General features: G+C 58.0%; 14 protein-coding genes. 11 read left to right on the top strand and 3 right to left on the bottom strand.

The genetic code is table 11. The features are described 5' to 3' along the window. Window positions 1-2 precede the first annotated feature (2 nt). The 4 genes from ACK2JC_RS09280 (at window position 3) to ACK2JC_RS09265 (ending at window position 8,058) form a co-directional block, all read left to right on the top strand. On the top strand, window positions 3-2,219 hold the full coding sequence (locus ACK2JC_RS09280; protein ID WP_320938574.1) for a glycosyltransferase family 2 protein: 2,217 nt from the start codon (window positions 3-5) through the stop codon (window positions 2,217-2,219). Next, window positions 2,216-3,229: a glycosyltransferase family 2 protein gene (locus ACK2JC_RS09275; protein ID WP_320938575.1), complete on the top strand. Its 1,014-nt coding sequence runs from the start codon at window positions 2,216-2,218 to the stop codon at window positions 3,227-3,229. The genes ACK2JC_RS09280 and ACK2JC_RS09275 overlap by 4 nt, the downstream gene beginning before the upstream one ends. A gap of 309 nt (window positions 3,230-3,538) precedes the next feature. Beyond that, window positions 3,539-4,954: an undecaprenyl-phosphate glucose phosphotransferase gene (locus tag ACK2JC_RS09270; protein WP_092366077.1), complete on the top strand. Its 1,416-nt coding sequence runs from the start codon at window positions 3,539-3,541 to the stop codon at window positions 4,952-4,954. Window positions 4,955-5,040: 86 nt separating this feature from the next. After that, entirely contained in the window at window positions 5,041-8,058 is a 3,018-nt protein-coding gene (locus ACK2JC_RS09265; RefSeq protein ID WP_368271458.1) for an LCP family protein, read from the top strand. A gap of 93 nt (window positions 8,059-8,151) precedes the next feature. On the opposite strand, the gene ACK2JC_RS09260 is transcribed toward ACK2JC_RS09265, so the two are convergent. After that, complete coding sequence (locus tag ACK2JC_RS09260) at window positions 8,152-9,036, bottom strand: LysR family transcriptional regulator (protein WP_092366080.1); 885 nt, start codon at window positions 9,034-9,036, stop codon at window positions 8,152-8,154. A gap of 234 nt (window positions 9,037-9,270) precedes the next feature. On the opposite strand from ACK2JC_RS09260, the gene ACK2JC_RS09255 reads away from it, so the two are divergent. From ACK2JC_RS09255 to clpX, 5 genes are all read left to right on the top strand, one after another. Further along, the gene (locus tag ACK2JC_RS09255) at window positions 9,271-10,872 is read left to right on the top strand and encodes an AbgT family transporter (RefSeq protein ID WP_320937789.1); all 1,602 of its coding nucleotides are present in this window, start codon (window positions 9,271-9,273) and stop codon (window positions 10,870-10,872) included. Window positions 10,873-10,900: 28 nt separating this feature from the next. Further along, a complete protein-coding gene (locus tag ACK2JC_RS09250) occupies window positions 10,901-11,647 on the top strand; it encodes a hypothetical protein (RefSeq protein ID WP_320937788.1) in 747 nt (248 codons plus the stop codon). 14 nt (window positions 11,648-11,661) lie between these two features. Next, complete coding sequence (locus ACK2JC_RS09245; RefSeq protein WP_320937787.1) at window positions 11,662-12,600, top strand: dihydroorotate dehydrogenase; 939 nt, start codon at window positions 11,662-11,664, stop codon at window positions 12,598-12,600. Between the two features lie 154 nt (window positions 12,601-12,754). Then, window positions 12,755-14,176, top strand: a complete 1,422-nt coding sequence (locus ACK2JC_RS09240; RefSeq protein ID WP_411338477.1) for a S1C family serine protease — start codon at window positions 12,755-12,757, stop codon at window positions 14,174-14,176. 106 nt (window positions 14,177-14,282) lie between these two features. After that, complete coding sequence (gene clpX / locus ACK2JC_RS09235) at window positions 14,283-15,716, top strand: ATP-dependent Clp protease ATP-binding subunit ClpX (RefSeq protein WP_206197035.1); 1,434 nt, start codon at window positions 14,283-14,285, stop codon at window positions 15,714-15,716. 51 nt (window positions 15,717-15,767) lie between these two features. Here the strand turns inward: clpX and ACK2JC_RS09230 are convergent, their stop codons facing one another. Continuing rightward, entirely contained in the window at window positions 15,768-17,522 is a 1,755-nt protein-coding gene (locus ACK2JC_RS09230) for a S8 family peptidase (protein WP_309471936.1), read from the bottom strand. 197 nt (window positions 17,523-17,719) lie between these two features. Between ACK2JC_RS09230 and ACK2JC_RS09225 the strand changes: the two genes are divergently transcribed. Continuing rightward, window positions 17,720-18,184 carry a signal peptidase II gene (locus tag ACK2JC_RS09225; RefSeq protein WP_233460738.1) on the top strand — a complete coding sequence of 155 codons (465 nt, stop codon included), beginning with the start codon at window positions 17,720-17,722 and terminating at the stop codon, window positions 18,182-18,184. Window positions 18,185-18,688: 504 nt separating this feature from the next. Here the strand turns inward: ACK2JC_RS09225 and ACK2JC_RS09220 are convergent. Next, window positions 18,689-19,048, bottom strand: coding sequence for a TIGR04086 family membrane protein (locus tag ACK2JC_RS09220; RefSeq protein WP_007707738.1), 360 nt, complete (start codon window positions 19,046-19,048; stop codon window positions 18,689-18,691). A 143-nt stretch (window positions 19,049-19,191) separates the two neighbouring features. Between ACK2JC_RS09220 and scfA the strand changes: the two genes are divergently transcribed. Continuing rightward, window positions 19,192-19,338 (top strand): six-cysteine ranthipeptide SCIFF, encoded by a 147-nt coding sequence (scfA, locus tag ACK2JC_RS09215; protein ID WP_007707735.1) that lies wholly within the window; start codon window positions 19,192-19,194, stop codon window positions 19,336-19,338. The last annotated feature ends 81 nt before the right edge of the window (window positions 19,339-19,419 follow it).

Below are 19,419 nucleotides of genomic sequence, written 5' to 3'. Positions count from 1 at the left end.
CGATGAAATATAAAGTTGATGTGGTCCGGATTCGGGAAAATTCCATTACCTTAAACGGCTGGGTGATCGGCAAATCCCCGGAGAGCAAGGCGACGTTCCGTGTGGAGGACGAGCGGCACAACCCGGTGAAATTTAAGTATGTCCCCACCAGGCGGGACGATGTGAGCCAGATTTATTATAAAAAATGTTATGACAGGGACTTCGGCTTTGACATCCGGTTTCCCTATGAGCGCGGAAAAAACTATTTCCTGCTGATCCGCTGCGAGGGGAAGCAGGCGAAGATCAAATATAATGAGGAGCTGATCGCCAGGCGTTCTAGCGTGGCCCACAAGCGTATTGAGAAACTCAAGGACCTGATGAACATGGAAACGGTTCATGTGGCCATGGATTTCTGGAAGGAACATGGCTTAAAGGCCCTGGTGGTCAAGTCCAAACATAAGCTTCAGGGGCTGGACAACGACTATGATTACGGGGAGTGGTACGAGCTGACCAAACCCACGGAGGAGGAGCTGGAGGCCCAGAGGAAGAAACTGTTCGATTTTGAGCCCAGGCTGTCCATCGCCATTCCGGCTTACAAGACGCCGGAGCGGTATTTGAAGGAGATGCTGGACTCTATTCTGGCCCAGACGTATACCAACTGGGAGGTCTGCATCGCCGACGGCAGCCCCAAGGGCGAGAGCCTGGAGCGGGTGCTGCACAGGTACGCGGAGAAGGATTCGCGGATTCGTTACCAGATTTTGGGAGAAAATAAGGGGATCGCGGGGAATACCAACGCGGCCATGGATATGGCGCGGGGGGATTTTCTGGTGCTTGCGGACCACGACGACACGCTGCCGCCTCATGCGCTGTACGAGGTGGTGAAGGCGGTTAACGAGCGGCCGGGCGCACAGGTGATCTATTCGGACGAGGATAAGCTGGACATGGACGGGAAGGCGCTGTTCGACCCGCATTTCAAGCCGGATTTCAACCCGGATCTTTTGACCAGCGTGAATTATATCTGCCATTTGTTTGTGGTGCGGATGGATCTGCTGGAAACGGTGGGAAGGTTTCGGCAGGAGTTTGATGGGGCCCAGGACTATGATTTCATTTTCCGGTGCACGGAGGCGGCGAAGGAGGTTTATCATATTCCAAAGGTGCTGTACCACTGGCGCTGCCATCAGAATTCCACGGCCAGCAACCCGGAGAGCAAGCGGTATGCCTTTGAGGCCGGGGCCAGAGCCATTATGGCGCACTATGAGCGCATGGGAATCGAGGCGGAGTCCGTGGTGAAGGGCGTGGACTTTGGGATTTATCACACGAAGTTTAAGATTCAGGGGGAGCCCTTGGTGTCGGTGGTGATTCCCAATAAGGATCACTGGCAGGATCTGGATGTCTGCGTGAAGTCGCTGATGGAGCGGGCGACGTATAGGAACCTGGAGTTTGTGATTGTGGAGAATAACAGTACGGAGGCGGAGACCTTTGCGTATTATGAGCGGCTTCAGGCGGAACACGGGAATGTGAGGGTTGTGACCTGGGAGCGGGAGTTTAATTACTCGGCCATTAATAATTTTGGGGCCGGGTTCGCGAAGGGAGAATATTTGCTGCTGCTGAATAACGATACGGAGATTATTGAGCCGGATTGTATTCAGGAAATGTTGGGTTTCTGCCAGCGCGAGGACGTTGGGATCGTGGGCGCAAGACTGCTGTATGCGGACGATACGATCCAGCACGCGGGCGTGGTGGTCGGGTTCGGCGGGATTGCCGGGCACACGTTTATTGGGCTGCATAAGGCGGAGAACAGCTATTTCCACCGGGCCATGTGCGCCCAGGATTACAGCGCGGTGACGGCGGCCTGCATGATGACGAAAAAGTCGGTGTTCGATCAGGTGGGCGGACTCTCGGAGGAGCTGGCCGTGGCGTTTAATGATATCGACTATTGCATGAAGGTGCGCAGTTTGGGGAAACTGGTGGTGTATGCGCCGTATGCGCTGCTGTACCATTATGAGTCCAAGTCCAGAGGGCTGGAGGATACGCCGGAGAAGATCGAACGGTTTAACCGGGAGGTGGCGGTTTTTATTAAGAAATGGCCGGATATCATTCAGAATGGGGATCCGTATTATAATCCGAATCTGACGCTGCGCAAGTCTAATTTCGCGCTGCGGGATCTGCTGAAGGAGAAAATCGGGGAACCTTATGATCTGAGCGTGTACGATCGGTTTGCGCCGGAGGAACAGGCATGAAGCGGACGATGGTGACGGTGGTGATACCGAATTATAACGGACTGCGGTTCATGGAGGATTGCTTCGCGGCGCTGGATTTGCAGGTGTACCGGCATTTTAAGGTGCTGGTGGTGGACAACGGGTCCACGGACGGCAGTGCGGAGTGGTTGAAGGAACGGGGGATTCCGACGATTTTTCTGGAGAAAAATACGGGATTTTCCGGGGCGGTGAATGTGGGGATCAGGACGGCGGATACGCCTTATGTGATCCTGTTAAATAATGACACGGAGCCGGAGCCGGATTATGTGGGGGAGCTGGTGAGGGCCATTGGAAGGTCGGAACGGATTTTTTCGGTGAGTCCTAAGATGGTGCAGATGTTTAACCGGGAACTGATGGACGACGCGGGGGATATGTACTGCGTGCTGGGCTGGGCGTTTCAGAGAGGCGTGGGGAGGCCGGCGAGGAAGTATAACCGGGCCTGCAGGGTGTTTTCGGCGTGCGCGGGGGCTGGGATTTACAGAAAAAGTGTGTTTGAGGAGATTGGGTATTTTGATGAGATGCATTTTGCGTATCTGGAGGATATGGATGTGGGATACCGGGCGAAGCTGGCCGGGTATGATAATGTGTATTGTCCGGATGCGGTGGTGTATCATGTGGGGAGCGGGACCAGCGGGTCGAAGTATAATGAGTTTAAGGTGAGGCTGGCGGCAAGGAATAATGTGTATTTGAATTATAAGAATATGCCGGACTGGCAGCTGGCGCTGAACGCGGTGCCGCTGGCAGTGGGGATTTGGGTGAAGTATGGATTTTTTAAGAGGTTGGGGTTTGGGAAGGTTTATTGGGATGGGGTGTTGGAAGGGATTGGGAGTAGGGGGAAGTGTAGGAGAGTGGATTTTCGGAAGGTGAAGAGTGGGGCCTGCTGGAGAGCTCAGGGGGAGATGATGGCGGGAATGATGGTGTATTTGTGGGAGTTTGGATGGAGACAGGTGGGGAAGATTAGGGGAGAGAAGATAATGGATCAGACGAGGTGAGGGGGGCGCGGGAGCTGGGAAGGGGGGACTGGCGGGAGAGAGTCCGCCGGGAAGCCTGGGGCCGCGCGCGGCCCCAGGCTTTGTGGCTGTCGCCACACAGGGGACCTTAGAAAAGTGCCCGGGAACGTGCGAGCACGCTCCCGGACCCTTCCCTAAGGCCCCCTGCCCGGCTCGTAGTCGGAAAAAATTAAGATATTTTTTATAGTCAAGCCTTGACAGATCATGTATAATATACAGGATATTCGGAGTTTTTTGAGCGGATTTTGCGGCGGCGGGGGTTGGCCGGGAATTAGGGTGAGATGAGATAGAATGATTAAGGATAATCAAAAGACATTGAACCGGCTGCATGTGGTGCTGGACGCGCTGTTTATTGTGGTGACGTACAGCCTGGTGTGGCTGATTATGATCAGCGGTAAGGTGCTGCCTGTGACGGAGGGCGTTGTCCCGGCGCAGTATTATTTCGCAGCGCTGCTTTTTATTGTTCCGGTGTATCTGCTGCTGTACGGCGGATTTCATCTGTATGCGCCGAAACGGGTTCAGGGCCGGCGCCTGGAGTTTGCTAATATCTGTAAGGCCAATATTATCGGCCTGATGCTGATTACGTTTGTGCTGTTTGCAGCGCGTAAGAACGGCTACCTGTACCATTTTTCTACAAAAATGATTCTGGCGTTCTTTGCGCTGAATATTGTGATGCAGGCCCTGGAGCGGAATGCGATCCGCCTGTTCCTGCGCTCTATGCGCTCCAACGGCTTTAATCTGAAACACATTCTGCTGATCGGCTACAGCCGGGCGGCGGAAGGGTTCGTGGACCGGGTCTGCGTTAACCCGGAGTGGGGATATCAGATCCGTGGGATTTTGGACGACCATCAGCCGGCGGGTTATGCCTACAAGGGAGTGGAGGTGCTGGGCCCGATTGCCAATCTGGAGGTGTTTTTGGCTTCCAATACGCTGGATGAGATCGCGATCACCCTCAGCATCAAGGAGTATATGAATCTGGAGGAGATTGTGGCCGCCTGCGAGAAGTCGGGGGTTCACACCAAATTTATTCCGGATTACAATAATATGATACCGACCATACCGTTTATGGAGGACCTGCAGGGCCTTCCGATTATCCATATCCGCCACGTGCCGTTGACGAATATGTTCAACGCCACCATGAAGCGGCTGGTGGATATTGCGGGGGCTGTGTTTGGTCTGGTTATTTTTTCGCCCATTATGCTGGTTACGGCCCTGCTGGTCAAGGTGACTTCTCCGGGACCGGTGCTGTACAGCCAGGAACGGGTGGGACTGCACAACCATACGTTTAAAATGTATAAATTCCGTTCCATGGAGGTCCAGGATCCTAAAAAGGAGCGGAGTCAGTGGACGACTCCTCATGATCCCAGAGTGACTCCCATCGGGAAGTTTATCCGCAAGACAAGCATCGATGAGATGCCGCAGTTTTTCAACATTCTGGTCGGGGACATGAGTCTGGTGGGGCCCAGGCCGGAGCGGCCGTTGTTTGTGGAGAAGTTTAAGGAAGAAATTCCGCGCTATATGATCAAGCACCAGGTGCGTCCGGGATTGACCGGCTGGGCGCAGGTCAACGGCTACCGGGGGGATACCTCCATTACGAAGCGGATTGAACACGACCTTTATTATATCGAAAACTGGAGCCTGGGATTTGATTTTAAAATTATGTTTTTGACGATCTTTAAAGGCTTTATCAATAAAAACGCATATTAATTGTATGGGAAAACACATACTATTGATACCCAAGTGGTGTGCGCGGCAGGTATGATGGTGCACGCGCAATGGAATGAGGATGACGCATGAATCGTGAGTTTGAGAGTGGAAATGGATTTGATCAGGAGGAGATGAACGGCGCAGGGCAGAGCCGCCGCAGACCGGCGGCTGGCCGGCAGGCGGACAGCGCTGCCGCGGGCAGGCCGTCGGGGACAGAGCGCCCGGCGAGGCCGGCAGGCGGGGATTCGGCTGGCCGTACATCCGGAACCTATAGGACGGCGGGCCGCGCGGAGTACGGTGCGGGAGAAGCAGGCGCAGCCAGACGTCCGGCGGGAAGCGCGGGTCAGACAGCGGCGGGAGACACGGCCGGGCGGAGAACAGCGGCCGCGGCCGGGGGAAGGCCGGACGCCGCCCGTTCAAGACGCGCGGATGCAGGGGCTGCGGGCGGTTACGCCGGCGGCCGCGCTGCGCTTCAGGGAGCGGCCGGACGGACCGCGGCGGCTGCGAGCGCGGATGGCCGGACCGGAGCCAATGGGCTTGGAACCGGCGGCCGGACTGCGGCTGGAGCTGCGGGGGCGGGAAGCCGCGCTGCCGGAGGTGCAGCGCCGTCCGGGAGCAGAGGTCAGATGGCGGGCGGAAGCGCCGGAGTTGGAGCGAGAGGCCAGATGGCGGGCGGAAGCGCTGTTGCCGGAGCGAGGAGCCAGGCAGCGGGCGGAAGCGCCGGAGTTGGAGCGAGAGGCCAGATGGCGGGCGGAAGCGCTGTTGCCGGAGCGAGAGGCCAGGCAGCGGGCGGAAGCGCTGTTGCCGGAGCGAGAGGTCAGGTAGCGGGCGGAAGCACCGCCGCCGGAGCGAGAGGCCAGATGGCGGGCGGAAGCGTTGTTGCCGGAGCGAGAACCCAGGCAGCAAACGGAAGCGCCGCCGGAGCGAGAGGCCAGGCAGCAAACGGAAGCACCGCCGCCGGTGCGAAAACTCAGGCAGCGGGCAGAACCGCCGCCGGGGCGAGAACCCAGGCAGCAGGTGGAACCGCCGCCGGGCCAAGAACCCAGTCCCCTAACGGAACCACGGCCGGTTCAAGACCCCAGACGCCCGGTGCGGGCGCAACCGGCGCCCGGCGCGCCGGGCAGCCCGGCAATGTTCCGGGAACCGCCACTGCGGCAGGCAGACAGGGTGCAGCCGCAGGGCAGCGCGCTACCGTTGGAGACCGCCCGCGTTTTAAAGGCGAAACGGGCGGGGCGGCAGGCGCCAGAGCGGCCGGAAACGGAACCGACGGCTGGATCGATCTGGATGAAAGCGGCCCAAAGACGGACCGCAAAGGCGGCGGCTCCGGAAACGGAGGCAACCGCGGAACCGGCGGAGGCCGGGGAAATGGCGGGGGAAGCGGCAAGCAGAGCTCAGAGAACCGCTATTGGCGCAAAGTGATGATCGGCGTGATCGTGGTGGAGCTGCTGTTCCTGGCATTACTGTTCCTGGTGATCGTGCCCGTCAAAAAGAAGCTGAACTCGATTCAGCGCAACCCCAACATCAACATGGCGGAGATGACGAACCCGAACCTGTCCTACGAGAAAGTGGAAAGTATGAAGGGGTTCTGGACTGTGGCGCTGTTCGGCGTTGACAGCCGGAACAATTCCCTGGGCAGGGGGAACAACGCGGACGTGAACATTATCTGCAACATAAATCAGGATACGGGCGAGATCAAACTGGTCAGCGTGTTCCGCGATTCGTATCTGAACATAGATGAGGAAGGAAGCTATAATAAGATCAACCAGGCGTATTTCAAGGGTGGCCCGGATCAGGCGGTCAAGGCGCTGAACCGGAACCTGGATCTGGAGATTGACGATTATGCCGTGTTCAACTGGAAGGCCGTTATCGACGCCATCAACATTCTGGGCGGTGTGGACATCGAGCTGAGCAAGGCGGAGTTCTACTACATCAATGCATTTATCACAGAGACGGTGCAGGCCACCGGAGTCGGCTCCGTACAGCTGACCCACGCGGGCATGAATCACATGGACGGCGTTCAGGCGGTGGCTTATGCCAGACTGAGAAAGATGGACACGGACTTTGCCAGAACGGAGCGCCAGAGAAAGGTCATTCAGCTGGCCTTTGACAAGCTGAAAAAAGCGGATTTTGCGGTTGTGAACAACGTTATGGAGGTTGTGCTGGGCCAGATCGAGAGCAGCGTGGACTTAAACGATCTAATCCCCCTGGCGAAAACCGTGACCAAATTCTATATCGGGGAGACAACAGGCTTCCCCCAGGCCAGAGGCGACCTCAACATGGGGAAAAAGGGTGACTGCGTAATTCCGCAGACGCTGGAGAGCAATGTGGTGCTGCTGCATCAGTTCCTGTTTGGGGATGATAATTACGAGCCCAGTGAAATGGTCAAAAAGATCAGTTCCAAGATTGCGGCGGACTCGGGACTTTATAAAGAAGGCAAACCCATAGACCACGTGGGCACGGACGGCGGATATATTCCCAAACCGACCCAGGCGCCCAAGGCCACAACGGCTGCGGAGACGGAGGAGGAGAACGAGGAGAAAACCACCGCGTTCGAGACGGAACCCGGTATTATCGACGGGGAATTCCCGGACGGCCTGGAGCTGGAAACAGACGAATTCGGCAATGTGATCGACCCACCGGAGGACGAAGATCCGCGGTACCCGGGCGGAACCGGCACATACCCCGGCGGAGGAACCGGCAGCTATCCGGGAGGCGGAACCGGCACATATCCTGGCGGTGGAACCAGCGCGTATCCGGGAGGCGGAACCAGCGCGTATCCCGGCGGTGGAACCAGCGCGTATCCCGGCGGAGGAACCGGCAGCTATCCGGGAGGCGGGACCAGCGCATACCCGGGAGGCGGAACCAGACCGTCACAGCCCGGCAGCGACAGGCCCACGTCTTCCAGCACGGCGGCTTATCCGGGCGCAGGGGCGACAACCTCACCGGACGATGTATCCGGCCCCGGAGCGGCGACGGCGCCCACCAGGTCCCCGTACAACAATAACTCGACTGTACCTTCGACCACCAGGGCGTCGGAACCCACGGAGAGCAACAGCACGGGAGGTCCCGGATCAGTGATTTTGGGCCCGGGCGGGAACGGTTGAACCGGTGAATAAAATACAGAACCACGTGCCACAGGGCGCCAGCACAAGCTGGCGCCCTGTTTGGCTGTGGACTCAGAAATACTCGGGAATTTCTCAGAGGCATGAAAGCCTTCTGGAGAGGAACGCGATAAACTGCTGTTCGCGCAGGTTCAGCTCGTAGAGCTGGGACTTGATCAGACAGATTGCTACCGGTTCGCCGTCCGCCAGGGGTTTGCTGACGCAGTCCATGGTTTCCAGGTTGCCCGGATGGATGAGCCCGGCTAACAGGTAACCGCCCTTGCAGACCGCGTCGTAGGATGTGCCCCGGTCCGACACATAGAGGGTATTTTGCCGCCCGTCCGACAGACTGAGGCGGTCGTCGGTGTCCAGATTGACGTCCGTCACAGTGGGGTAACAGCTTAAGTCCGCCCTGGTTACCCGGGCGGCGCCCGCCAAAGGGTGGGAGCGGGACATGTACACATGCATGGGAATGTGCTGCTTCATTACGGTGAAATCCAGCTTGTAATCGCTGGCCAGCTGGCTGTATTTGGGAAGCTGGCTTTCCAGCATCATCAAAATGCCGATCCGGCAGCGCCGGTTCACGATACCGGTCATGGTCTCCTTCAGACCGCTCTCCAGAAAGGTGTCGCTGCATTTGGCGGGATAGAGCTCTTTGTAATCCAGAAAATATTGGAAAATGTTGGAGGACGGGGTGCAGCAGATGGTCAGCGTGTTCCGGTCCCGGAAAATATCGGGCACGTCCAGAATACTGCTCCAGTTTTTTACAATCTTTTCGGCATTTTCCAGAAAATACCGCCCCTCGTCGGTGGCGGTCAGGCCGGAGGGCGTGCGGATGAACACGGCATAGCCGATCTCGCTCTCCACGTTTTTGATGATACTGCTCAAGTGTGACTGGGAAATGTACACGTTCTGGGCCGCCTTGTTGATGGAGCGGCATTTGTAAGCCTCCAATATGTACGCCAGGTTTTTGATATCCATAAGATTCCCATTGCCCCCCGCTTATCTGTATTTGAGATAACCTATCCACGATCCGTATTAGTAAAACCATCCGTCATATGCTAAGATTGATGATACAAGACCGGCAGCCGCAGGCCGTCGATCAGGGATACGTTTCCCTAATTATAACATAAAAAGCCGGGCCGGCAAGGGAATTCAAAGGCAAGGGAAGCTTTCTTCTGCAGAGAAGGCAGCCCGAACATAGGAGGGTAACAAATGAGTAAGAATGTAGCTGTAGCTGCTGCGCGGGATGGAAAAAAATCCCGTGTGGACAGGATACTGGACTCCATCGAACGCGCTGGAAACGCTCTGCCCCATCCGTTCATTCTGTTTATGATCCTGTCCGGCATCATACTGGTATTGTCGCTTGTCATGTCCAGGGCCGGGGTTTCTGTGACCGCCCTGTCCGCCACCAACGGAGGCAGCGAGACTGCTGAGACAGTGTTTACCATTCAAAACCTGGTGACCAAAGACTATCTGTTAAATATGGTCATCAATTTCCCGCAGACCTTTATCTCCTTCGGCCCGTTAAAGACCGCCCTGGTGGTGATCATCAGCATCGCGGTGGCGGAGCGCTCCGGCCTGCTGTCCGCGTTTGTGCGCCGGGTCCTGCTGGGGGCCTCCCCCACCTGGATGATGCTGATCATCGCCTTTATCGCGGTCAACGGCAATCTCCTGGCGGACGTGGCCGTGGTGGTGCTGCCGCCGCTCTCCGGCGCGATTTTCGCCGCCATGGGCTTTAACCCCTGGCTGGGAATCACCCTCTCCTACATCGGAGCCACTGCTGCCAACTCGGCCACCATCGTGATCACCAGCACGGACATCAACCTGGCCGCCGTGACCCAGCAGATCACCGGAAATCTGGGGATCAGCGCCCCGGTGAATCCGCTGATGAACTGGTATTTCATCATGGTCAGCACGTTCCTCATCACGATCACTATGGTGGTGGTCAGCAAAACCATCATGAAGAACAAGCTTCCGCTGCGGGACCCCAACGCCAACTTAACCGGCGGGGGGAGCACGCTGATCTCGGACAGCCAGCTGACGCCGGCCGAGCTTAAGGGCCTGCGGGCCGCGGGGATTTTTTCCCTGGTCTATTTCGGCCTTCTGGCCTTTATGACCATTCCGTCCGGCGGCCTGCTCCGGTCCCCGGAGGGCACCATTCTGCCCACGTCGCCGTTTTTGAACGGCCTGGTGATGATCATCACCCTGTACTTCATTTTCGCCGGTATTATTTACGGCAAGGTGTCGGGAAGCCTGAAAAGCCTTCAGGACCTGCCGGACATGATGGCGAAAGGAATCACGGATGTGTCCGGGTTCATTGTCATCATCCTCAGCGCCAGCATCATGATTCAGGTATTCTCGGACAGCCACATCGGCGATATGATCGGCGCTGCCGGCGGCCAGTTCCTCAAGGACTTTAACATCGGCCCCACCGCCGCCCTGGTGGGACTGATCCTGATCACCATGTTCTCCAACCTGTTTGTGATCAGCGGACTGACCAAATGGCTCCTGTTTGCGCCGGTGTTCATCCCGCTGTTTGCGTCCATCGGCGTGTCCCCCGCGGTGATCCAGATGACCTACCGGATCGGCGACGCCATCACCAACTCGATCTGCCCGATGAACGCCATGCTGGGCGCGATTATCGGTTATTACACGCTCTGGAAACCCAAGGGCTACGGCAAGGTGGGCCTGGGAACCATCATGGTTCTGGCGCTGCCCTACACTGTGGCCATCGCCGTGGTGCTGATCCTGCAGTTCCTGGTCTGGATGCTGTTTAAGCTCCCGTTGGGACCCGGCGCGGGAGTCTTTATGTAAATCATGCAGCTATGAAACGGAGGAATCTATGCCTTTCAAACATAATAACATCGTAGAGACGCACGTCTTGGAGGTCCGGGAGCTTGGAGGACCGGGAAAACGCCGCTGGAAAGAAATTCTGGTGGAGTACCCGGAGATTTCCTTTGGCCCGGGGCAGTTTGTCATGATCCGAATGGACTGCGGCCCCACCTGCTGGGCTTATCCCTACATGCTTCAGAAACGCACGGATCAGGGATTTGCGGTCTGCGCGGTGGAACATTCATCCCTGTATGAGGCGAAGCCCGGAACCCCGCTGGTGGTCTGGGGAGCCAACGGCCGCGCGGTGCGGCCCGGCGCGGACACGGTTGTTTTGTCCCAGTCCGCCACCTGGTTTCTCGCCGCTCCATTTCTGGAAGCGGAGCCCCGGTGCAGGCAGATCGTGCTGTGCGATCCGATGGACAGGGAATTTCTGGGAAAAAATCCGTCCGTACGACCGGTGGAATCGGTGGAGGAGATGGCGCGGGAGCTGGAGCAGACCCGCCCCGGCGCGGTAGCCGCCGCGCTCAACATCCCTGTCCTGCTTAAGCTTACCGCTGTCTGGGACCGGCCGCAGCATCTGCCCTTTGACGTGTTCGCCGCTACCAGGATCAGCTGCGGGGTGGGCGGCTGCAAGAGCTGTTACCTGCACAGCCAATCCATCCGGCTGGGAATACCCGTGTGCTGCAGCGGCCCCTACCTGCCCTACGAGCGGGTGGACTTTGAGACGGACCGCCGCTGTTTCCACACATTTGAATAGACAGGGGGAACAATATGGCTGACTTATCTGTCCGCATTCCCGTGGGAAAACGGGAACTGTGCTTTAAAAATCCGATCATGCCGGCCGCCGCCGGGCTGGGCGATCTGATCGAATACGGAAAATACTACGATTTGAGCCTCCTCGGCGCGCTGATGCCCAATTCCATCATGATGGAAAGTGGTTCGGTCTCCAGAGCCAGGAAGCTCTACGGCGCGGAGTACGGCTACATCACCTCCCTGGGCAGCAACAGCCTGGGCGTGATGGAATTTGTGAAAAAGATCGCCGTGCATTTGCCCTGGCAGGACTCCCCTCTGATTCTGAACCTGAAGGCCGAGGACCTGGAGGGGCTGGTAAAGCTGGCCGGTACCGCGGCGGGCTGCCGGGAGGTGGCGGGAATCGAGATCAACATGAACTGCCCCTACTCCATGGCGGCCACGGACCCGCGCCAGTATTGGCGGGATTACGGATGGCTGCGGGAAATGATCCGGGGCGTCCGGGGGGCCGCGGGGGAGAAGCTTCTGATCATCAAGGTGCCCACCACCATGGTGGACGTGGAGGACATCGCCGCCATTGCCAGGGAGTGCGGGGCGGACGGGTTTACCTCCTTCGGCGCGCTGACCGGCTGCGCCATCGACGTTCACAGCCGTGAATTCCGCTGCGGAAACAGCGGCAGCGGCGGCTACTGCGGTCCGGGACTCAAACCCCTGGCCCTGTGGAGCTGCAGCCGGGTGCACAAGGCCGTGGACATCCCCATTTTCAGCGCAGGGGGCGTGACAAATGCCGATGATGTGATCGAGCACATCATGGCCGGGGCCTGGATGGTGCAGGTGGGCTCCGCCAATCTGACCAGGCCGGATTTTATGCCCCGCCTGATCGAATCCCTGGACCGCCGTCTGGACGAGCTGGGAATCCGCTCCCTGGACGAAATCCGGGGCTGTGTGAAGCCGCACTAAGCGTTTTATAAGGCCGCTGCCTGGCTTTTGGGGCAGCGGCTTTAAGATTTTAGGGTTTTCTAATAAAAATGTCACAAATTTATCACATTTCATTGATAAACTTATTCCCAGAATCGGAACAAATGAGAATGTTCAGAGAAAGGGGTGCGTGTTCATGTATGAGAATGGACAGCAGTATGAAAATGGAATGAATTACAGCCAGGGTCCGCAGCAGGGCCCGGGTTCTTACAATAACCCAGGGGGCGGAGCGCCGCGGCCGGGCGGTCCGTCCAGGCCGCCCCGCAGGAAGAAGGGGGGAGCGGTCAAGAGAGTGGCCGGTCTCATCGCCGGCGCAATTCTGTTCGGCGGCGTGTCGGGTGTCACCATGGTGGGCGTAAATATGGCGGCCGCCAGTTTTCTGCCCCAGGCCGTGTCTGCGCCAGAGGGAACCGCGGAAACGGAGGAGCAGAAGCCACAGGAGACCCAGACGCCCGGCCAGGACAATGGGAGTATTGAGAATATCCAGCCTCCGGCGGGGAAATTTTATGGCAACGGCGGAGGGCCCTACAGCTCCGGCGGTGTGGACGTGTCCTCCATCGTGGAGGAGGCGATGCCCTCTGTGGTGGCGATCACCAGCCTGATGGAGTATCAGAGCAATGATCCCTACTCCTGGTTTTTCGGGGGCGGCGGCACGCAGACCTACGAGGTGCCCAGCAGCGGTTCCGGCATCATCGTGGGGGAGAACGACAAGGAGCTGTTGATTGTGACCAACAATCACGTGGTGGCGGACTCCAAGGAATTGAAGGTGGCGTTCATCGACGACGAGGTGGTGGAGGCGGCCGTCAAGGGTACGGATTCCGACTCCGATCTGGCAATCATCGCGGTGCCGTTGGAAAATATCCCGCAGGAGACGCGGAACAAAGTCCGGGTGGCGAAGCTTGGAGACTCCGACGCTCTCAAAGTAGGGCAGGGCGTGATCGCCATCGGCAACGCCCTGGGTTACGGCCAGTCGGTGACCGTGGGTTACGTCAGCGCGCTGAACCGGGAGGTGCGCACCTCTGAGAATAACACCAGGACGCTTCTGCAGACGGACGCGGCCATCAACCCCGGCAACAGCGGAGGCGCCCTTGTGAATATGAAGGGCGAGGTGGTCGGTATCAACGCGGCCAAGTACGCCTCCACCGAGGTGGAGGGCATCGGCTACGCCATTCCCATTTCCAAGGCTGAGGACATCATCGGTGATCTGATGAACAAAAAGACCCAGACCCAGGTGGCCGAGGAGAAAAGGGAATATCTGGGAATTCAGGGTATTACCGTGGACATGGACACCGCCAAGGCCCTGGGTATGCCCGAGGGCGTGTATATTTACAAGATTCTGGAGGACGGGGCGGCAGCCGGTTCCGGGCTGTTTGAGAAGGACATTATCACCAAGTTCGACGGTCAGTCGGTGAAAACCATGGCGGATCTGCAGGAGGTGCTCACCTCCTACGAGGTTGGGGAGACGGTGGATTTGACAGTGCAGTCGCTGCAGGACGGGCAGTATGTGGAGCACAAGGTGCCGGTCACCCTGGCCCCCATGCCGGCGGATGAGCAGTAGGACAGCTCCATTTATTGAAAATGCTTCCTCTTGTTAGGGGAGGCATTTTGTTATATACTAAGAGGAACGGAGACTCTATTTTTGAGAAGCAGAGAGGAGAAACACTTTGGGAGAGAGCGATAAGAACCAGGATGAGATAAAGGAAAATCCCGCCGGTCCGGAGGACAAGGGCCAGGCGCGGGATGACGATCAATATGAGAAGGTATGTTACATATGCCGCAGGCCGGAGAGCAAAGCGGGAACCATGATCTCCATGCCCGGGGGTATGAACCTCTGTCACGACTGCATGCAGAAGGCATTTGACACGGTGACCAAGAGCGGCATGGACCTCTCCAAGCTGCCCGGGATGCCGTATATGAACATGAATCTCAACGAGATGAATTTAAACCAGCCCGGTATGGAGATTCCCAAGAAGCAGAAGATCCGCAAGAAAGCGGACAAACAGCCGGCGCTGTCCATGAAGGATATCCCGGCGCCGCACCAGATCAAGGCCCGGCTGGACGAGTACGTGATCGGCCAGGAGAAGGCTAAGAAGGTGGTTTCCGTGGCCGTTTACAACCACTACAAGCGCGCGTTCCTGGATGGGAAGCCTGAGGAGGAGACCGCCCCCGGGCCGGATGAGGAAGTGACCATCGAGAAATCCAACATTCTGATGATCGGCCCCACGGGCAGCGGCAAGACGTATCTGGTGAAAACCCTGGCCCGGCTGCTGGACGTGCCCCTGGCCATCGCGGACGCCACCTCCCTGACGGAGGCGGGGTATATCGGAGACGACATCGAGAGCGTGGTCAGCAAGCTGCTGGCCGCTGCGGACAACGATGTGGCGCGCGCCGAAAAGGGCATCATTTTCATCGATGAGATCGACAAGATCGCCAAGAAAAAGCAGACCAACACCCGGGACGTCAGCGGCGAATCCGTGCAGCAGGAGCTGCTCAAGCTGCTGGAGGGCAGCACGGTGGAGGTGCCGGTGGGGTCCAACCAGAAGAACGCCATGACGCCCATGGCTACGGTCAATACGGATAATATTCTGTTTATCTGCGGCGGCGCGTTCCCCGACCTGGAGGAGATCATTAAGGAGCGGCTGACCAAAAAGTCCTCCATGGGCTTCGGCGCGGTGCTGCGGGATACCTTTGACAAGGATCCCAACCTGCTTAGCTACGTGACAAACGAGGATTTGCGGACCTTTGGCATGATCCCGGAGTTCCTGGGACGCCTGCCCATGACGGTGACCCTTCAGGGGCTGGACCGGGATATGATGGTGCGCATCCTCAGAGAACCGAAGAACGCCATCACCAAGCAGTATGAGAAGCTGCTGGCCATGGACGAGGTCCGGCTGGTGTTTGAGGACGACGCCCTGGACTGGATCGCCGGGGAGGCCATCAAGCGGGGCACGGGCGCCAGAGCGTTGCGGGCTATCCTGGAGGAGTTCATGCTGGATATCATGTATGAGATTCCCAAGGACTCCAACATCGGCTCCGTGGTGGTCACCCGTCCGTACCTGGAGAAGAGCGGCGGGCCGCTGATCCGAATGCGCGGCTGATCTTACACGGATGATCCCCATAAGTTTGTATCCGCAATTTTTTCCGCGGATTTATTCCCTCAGATGAAGAAATGTCTGGAACAGATCCAGCGCGCCATACCCCCACTCGCGGTTGGGGTAGGACAGCGCTGGATTTCGTTTTGCTCCCCGGACCAGGTAGGAGCGGATGGCCGCCTCGCTCATGGAGCGGTCGTTTCCCTCCACAAACCCCCAGCTCATCAGGTTGGCCACCGCTCCGGCGGCGTGGGCGGCGGCCACGGAGGTGCCGGTGCGGCGCGTCATGGGTACGGTGTCCGGAGGGCCGGTGAGGGCGGGGCCGTACACATCCACGCCGGGAGCCGCCAGGTCCGGCTTGATCACGTTGGAGAGGGTGTAGCCGCGGCTGGAGTGGATGTAGATGCTGTTGTTGAGGTGGTTGTAGGCGCCAATGGTCAGGGGCGACGGAGAGTTTCCCGGCAGCGTGATGGTGTTGTTGGGGCTGGGATTGAGAAACACCGTCTGGTCGGAGATGAAGCCCTCCACGGGCAGCCACATGTGATAGCTCCCGGTGAAAAACTGGGAGTTGTAGACCCGGATGCGCCAAATGCCCACGGTGGGTTCTTCAAACCGCATGAAGATCAGCTGGCGGCCGGTGAGGGCCTCGATCAGCTGGTAGTTGACGGTGATCACCGTATCCTCCAGCAGAAAGGGGATGCGGGTCTCATTGCCGGAAATGATGGGAATCCGGCTGATGGCCTCCCCGGTGGGGGAGACGAAACCCACGGAGTAGGTGTCCGAGTTGGTGGCCCACAGTTCCAGCACGAATCCCCGGCGGGATTCCTCCTCCCCCACGCGGATTTCCACATCCTGGTAGGGCTCGTCGGAGGGGATAATGCCCTCGAAGTGATGGGACAGGCCGGTCTCATTTCCCGCAGCGATCACGGCGGAAAAGCCCAGGAAGCGGGTTACGTCCTGGATTGAGGTGCTTAAGGGCGAGAGCCCCTCATGGCTTCCCATGTTGGAGCCCAGGGCGATGAGAATGACCAGGGGCATGCGGTAGCGGTGCGCCATGACCCGCAGGTATTTAATGCCCATCATGATGTCGTTTTCCTGAAATGCGGTGGCGTCTTCCGGGATCAGATAGTAGTCCCGGAGGTAGCGCTTGGCCTGCTTCAGTTTGACCACCACCAGGCTGCACTCCGGGGCTGCCCCGGTGAAGGAGTCATCCGGTAGCGATCCCCCGGCGGCGATCCCCGCGATAAAGGTGCCGTGGCCGTTGGTATCCCGGGAGGGAACCAGGGACAGCGGATCGTCGGAGGCCAGGGCTTCGTTGATCTGTTCTTCGGTGAATTCAGTGCCGTAGGACGCTCCGCTCATGCGAAAATAGTCCGGCACGCCGGGGGGGAGTTCATCCGTGTCCACCGGCAGGGTCTGATCCCAGATTCCCAGTATTCGGGTGGTGCCGTTGGGTTTGCGGAACAGGCGGTTGGTGTAGTCGATGCCGGTATCCAGAAAGCCGATCATGGTGCCCGCGCCCTTGTTTGCCAGGGCCGGGGTGTTGAAGGTGGAGAGAATGCCGGAGGCGTCCATGCTGGAGGTGTCCAGGGGGGTGAACAGATTGGGAATGCTGTAGTAAGCATACTTCTCCAGAGAAAGGGGAAGGATGCTGTTTAGAGGGACGTAAAAGATCGCGTAGTTTTGCGTGACGAATTCCGTGCAGGCCCCGGAGAGCAGAGGGCCGGTGGGGGAGAGCACATTCTGGCTGCTGTAGTTGTAGATGAAATCCGCGTAGTCCTCGGAAGCCGGGTTAAAGGGACAGAGTGCCATAAATTGCCTCGCAGTCCGGGCGTTTCTACTATTATATGCGAAATTTTAGAAACGTTTCACTGGACGGTGGGTGGAGAACATAGTAAAATAATGGTAGTTGTTTGGCGGGTCTGCGTCTTTGGCGGGAATATTTTGCCTGACTGTGAGAGCGTGGACGGTTGTGAAGAATGATTTGGATGGGAAAAGGAGGCGGAGCGATGTACGGTTGGCTGATTGGAGGATTGACGGCTCTGGATTTGGGGATTAAACAGGTGATTGAGGATCAGGAGGATGAGACGTTTCCGCGGGATCTGCCCTGCGCGAAGGGGTGGATCAGGCTGTATAAGAACCATAACAGCGGATTTCCGTTTGGGGTGCTTAAGCAGAAGCCGGAGCTGGTGAAAGGGATTCCGCTGATGGTGGTGTCCGCGCTGGTGGGGGGACTGGTGGCGTTGATGGAACGGAAGGATTCGGCGGTGGAACGGATTGGGCTGGCGGTGACCATTGGGGGAGCGCTGAGTAATCTGTATGACAGGATTTTTAGAGGGTATGTGGTGGATTATTTTAGCGTGCAGTGGAAGGGATTGAAGAAGGTGGTGTTTAATCTCGGGGATATGTTTATTTTCCTGGGGGCGATGATGATTGCGGGGGCGCAGGTGGTGAGGAGTTTTAAGGGGGAATGAGGAGGATGGGGAGTTCCTGGGCGGAGGCTTGGGGGCTCTTTTTTTATTGCGAAGGGGGGACGCGCCGGGACGGGAGGGCAGACGGGGGGTACGCGCCGGAACGGGGCGCAAACGGATGAGCGCGCAGGGGTGGAAAACGAAGCGCAGGGGCTAAAGGCCGGGGAGGGAGAAAAACAGGGCACCGGCTCTATTCGCGGAGAAATCCTGAAGGCTTTCTCCGCTCAGGTCGCCTGAAATCGTGTTTTGGAGAACACGATTTCTCCCTGCTTTTCTCCCTCCCCGGCCTTAAGCCCCTGCGGTCCGTTTTCCAATCCCCCTGCACACTCATCCGTTTGCACCCCGTTCCGGCGCTGGGGGCCGGGCGGGGGGAGGAGGGAAGGAGTTCGATGGTTTTTGGGGTATGGGAGGGGGAATTCTGCGTGGTTGGTGGTGAAAGTATGGCGGGGGAGAGGCCGCGGTATGGTGGTTGGGGGCGGGGGTGCTAACTGCGTTTCGGGGGCGGGGTTAGCTTAGCATGCCGCCGAGGGTGCCGCCGGCGGCGCAGAGGGCCATGACGGTGAGGGAGCGGTGGATGTCGATGGCGGAGCCGCGGTTCATGAGCCAGGATACGGCGAAGAGGACCAGGAAGTAGAGCAGGCCGGACAGGAGGCCCCAGAAGAAGCGGCGCTGGCGGATGCCTTTGCCGGCGGTGAGGCCGCCGAGGAGGCAGGTGATGAAGTAGATCGCGTAGACCATGATGTTTACCTGTCCCTCTTTCAGGCGCAGCTGGTAGAGGGCGAAGGCCAGCACGGCCAGGAGGATGCCGCTGAGCACGTAGGAGACCAGCAGGGAGCGAAGCATGGGTTTGGCAATTCCGTTTTCCATTTATTTTTCTCCTTTTACAGTTCTTATGGTCCAATATATTCCCCGGGATTGCGGGATATTCGCAATTTCCCGTTGCATGGGCCGCGATCCTGTGTTATAATTTCATGGAATTATATTTTGGAGTGAAAAGAGGAGGTGTCGCTATGAAGCGCGTTAAAACTTTAAATGCCAATACCCTGAAGGATACCATGAAGAAGGGCGGATGTGGCGAGTGCCAGACTTCCTGCCAGTCCGCATGCAAGACCTCTTGCACCGTTGGCAACCAGAGCTGCGAGAATGCAAACCGCTAACATGTACTGAATGTGATTGGTACAGGATTTTGATTGGTCAAAGCCCCTGTGGTCCGCCGGATTATGGGGGTTTTCTCATGT

This window comes from Enterocloster lavalensis (assembly GCF_046603895.1).
Classification (GTDB): Bacteria; Bacillota; Clostridia; order Lachnospirales; family Lachnospiraceae; genus Enterocloster; species Enterocloster lavalensis.
The sequence above is the reverse complement of the archived record's forward strand: the minus strand, read 5'-3'. Positions and strand labels throughout refer to the sequence as shown.

What these genes read in the sequence shown, in the direction of transcription:
- ACK2JC_RS09280 (WP_320938574.1), top strand. Translation starts at nt 3, where the DNA reads ATGAAATATAAAGTTGATGTGGTCCGGATTCGGGAAAATTCCATTACC.
- ACK2JC_RS09275 (WP_320938575.1), top strand. Translation starts at nt 2,216, where the DNA reads ATGAAGCGGACGATGGTGACGGTGGTGATACCGAATTATAACGGACTG.
- ACK2JC_RS09270 (WP_092366077.1), top strand. Translation starts at nt 3,539, where the DNA reads ATGATTAAGGATAATCAAAAGACATTGAACCGGCTGCATGTGGTGCTG.
- ACK2JC_RS09265 (WP_368271458.1), top strand. Translation starts at nt 5,041, where the DNA reads ATGAATCGTGAGTTTGAGAGTGGAAATGGATTTGATCAGGAGGAGATG.
- ACK2JC_RS09260 (WP_092366080.1), bottom strand. Translation starts at nt 9,036, where the DNA reads ATGGATATCAAAAACCTGGCGTACATATTGGAGGCTTACAAATGCCGC.
- ACK2JC_RS09255 (WP_320937789.1), top strand. Translation starts at nt 9,271, where the DNA reads ATGAGTAAGAATGTAGCTGTAGCTGCTGCGCGGGATGGAAAAAAATCC.
- ACK2JC_RS09250 (WP_320937788.1), top strand. Translation starts at nt 10,901, where the DNA reads ATGCCTTTCAAACATAATAACATCGTAGAGACGCACGTCTTGGAGGTC.
- ACK2JC_RS09245 (WP_320937787.1), top strand. Translation starts at nt 11,662, where the DNA reads ATGGCTGACTTATCTGTCCGCATTCCCGTGGGAAAACGGGAACTGTGC.
- ACK2JC_RS09240 (WP_411338477.1), top strand. Translation starts at nt 12,755, where the DNA reads ATGTATGAGAATGGACAGCAGTATGAAAATGGAATGAATTACAGCCAG.
- ACK2JC_RS09230 (WP_309471936.1), bottom strand. Translation starts at nt 17,522, where the DNA reads ATGGCACTCTGTCCCTTTAACCCGGCTTCCGAGGACTACGCGGATTTC.
- ACK2JC_RS09225 (WP_233460738.1), top strand. Translation starts at nt 17,720, where the DNA reads ATGTACGGTTGGCTGATTGGAGGATTGACGGCTCTGGATTTGGGGATT.
- ACK2JC_RS09220 (WP_007707738.1), bottom strand. Translation starts at nt 19,048, where the DNA reads ATGGAAAACGGAATTGCCAAACCCATGCTTCGCTCCCTGCTGGTCTCC.
- scfA (WP_007707735.1), top strand. Translation starts at nt 19,192, where the DNA reads ATGAAGCGCGTTAAAACTTTAAATGCCAATACCCTGAAGGATACCATG.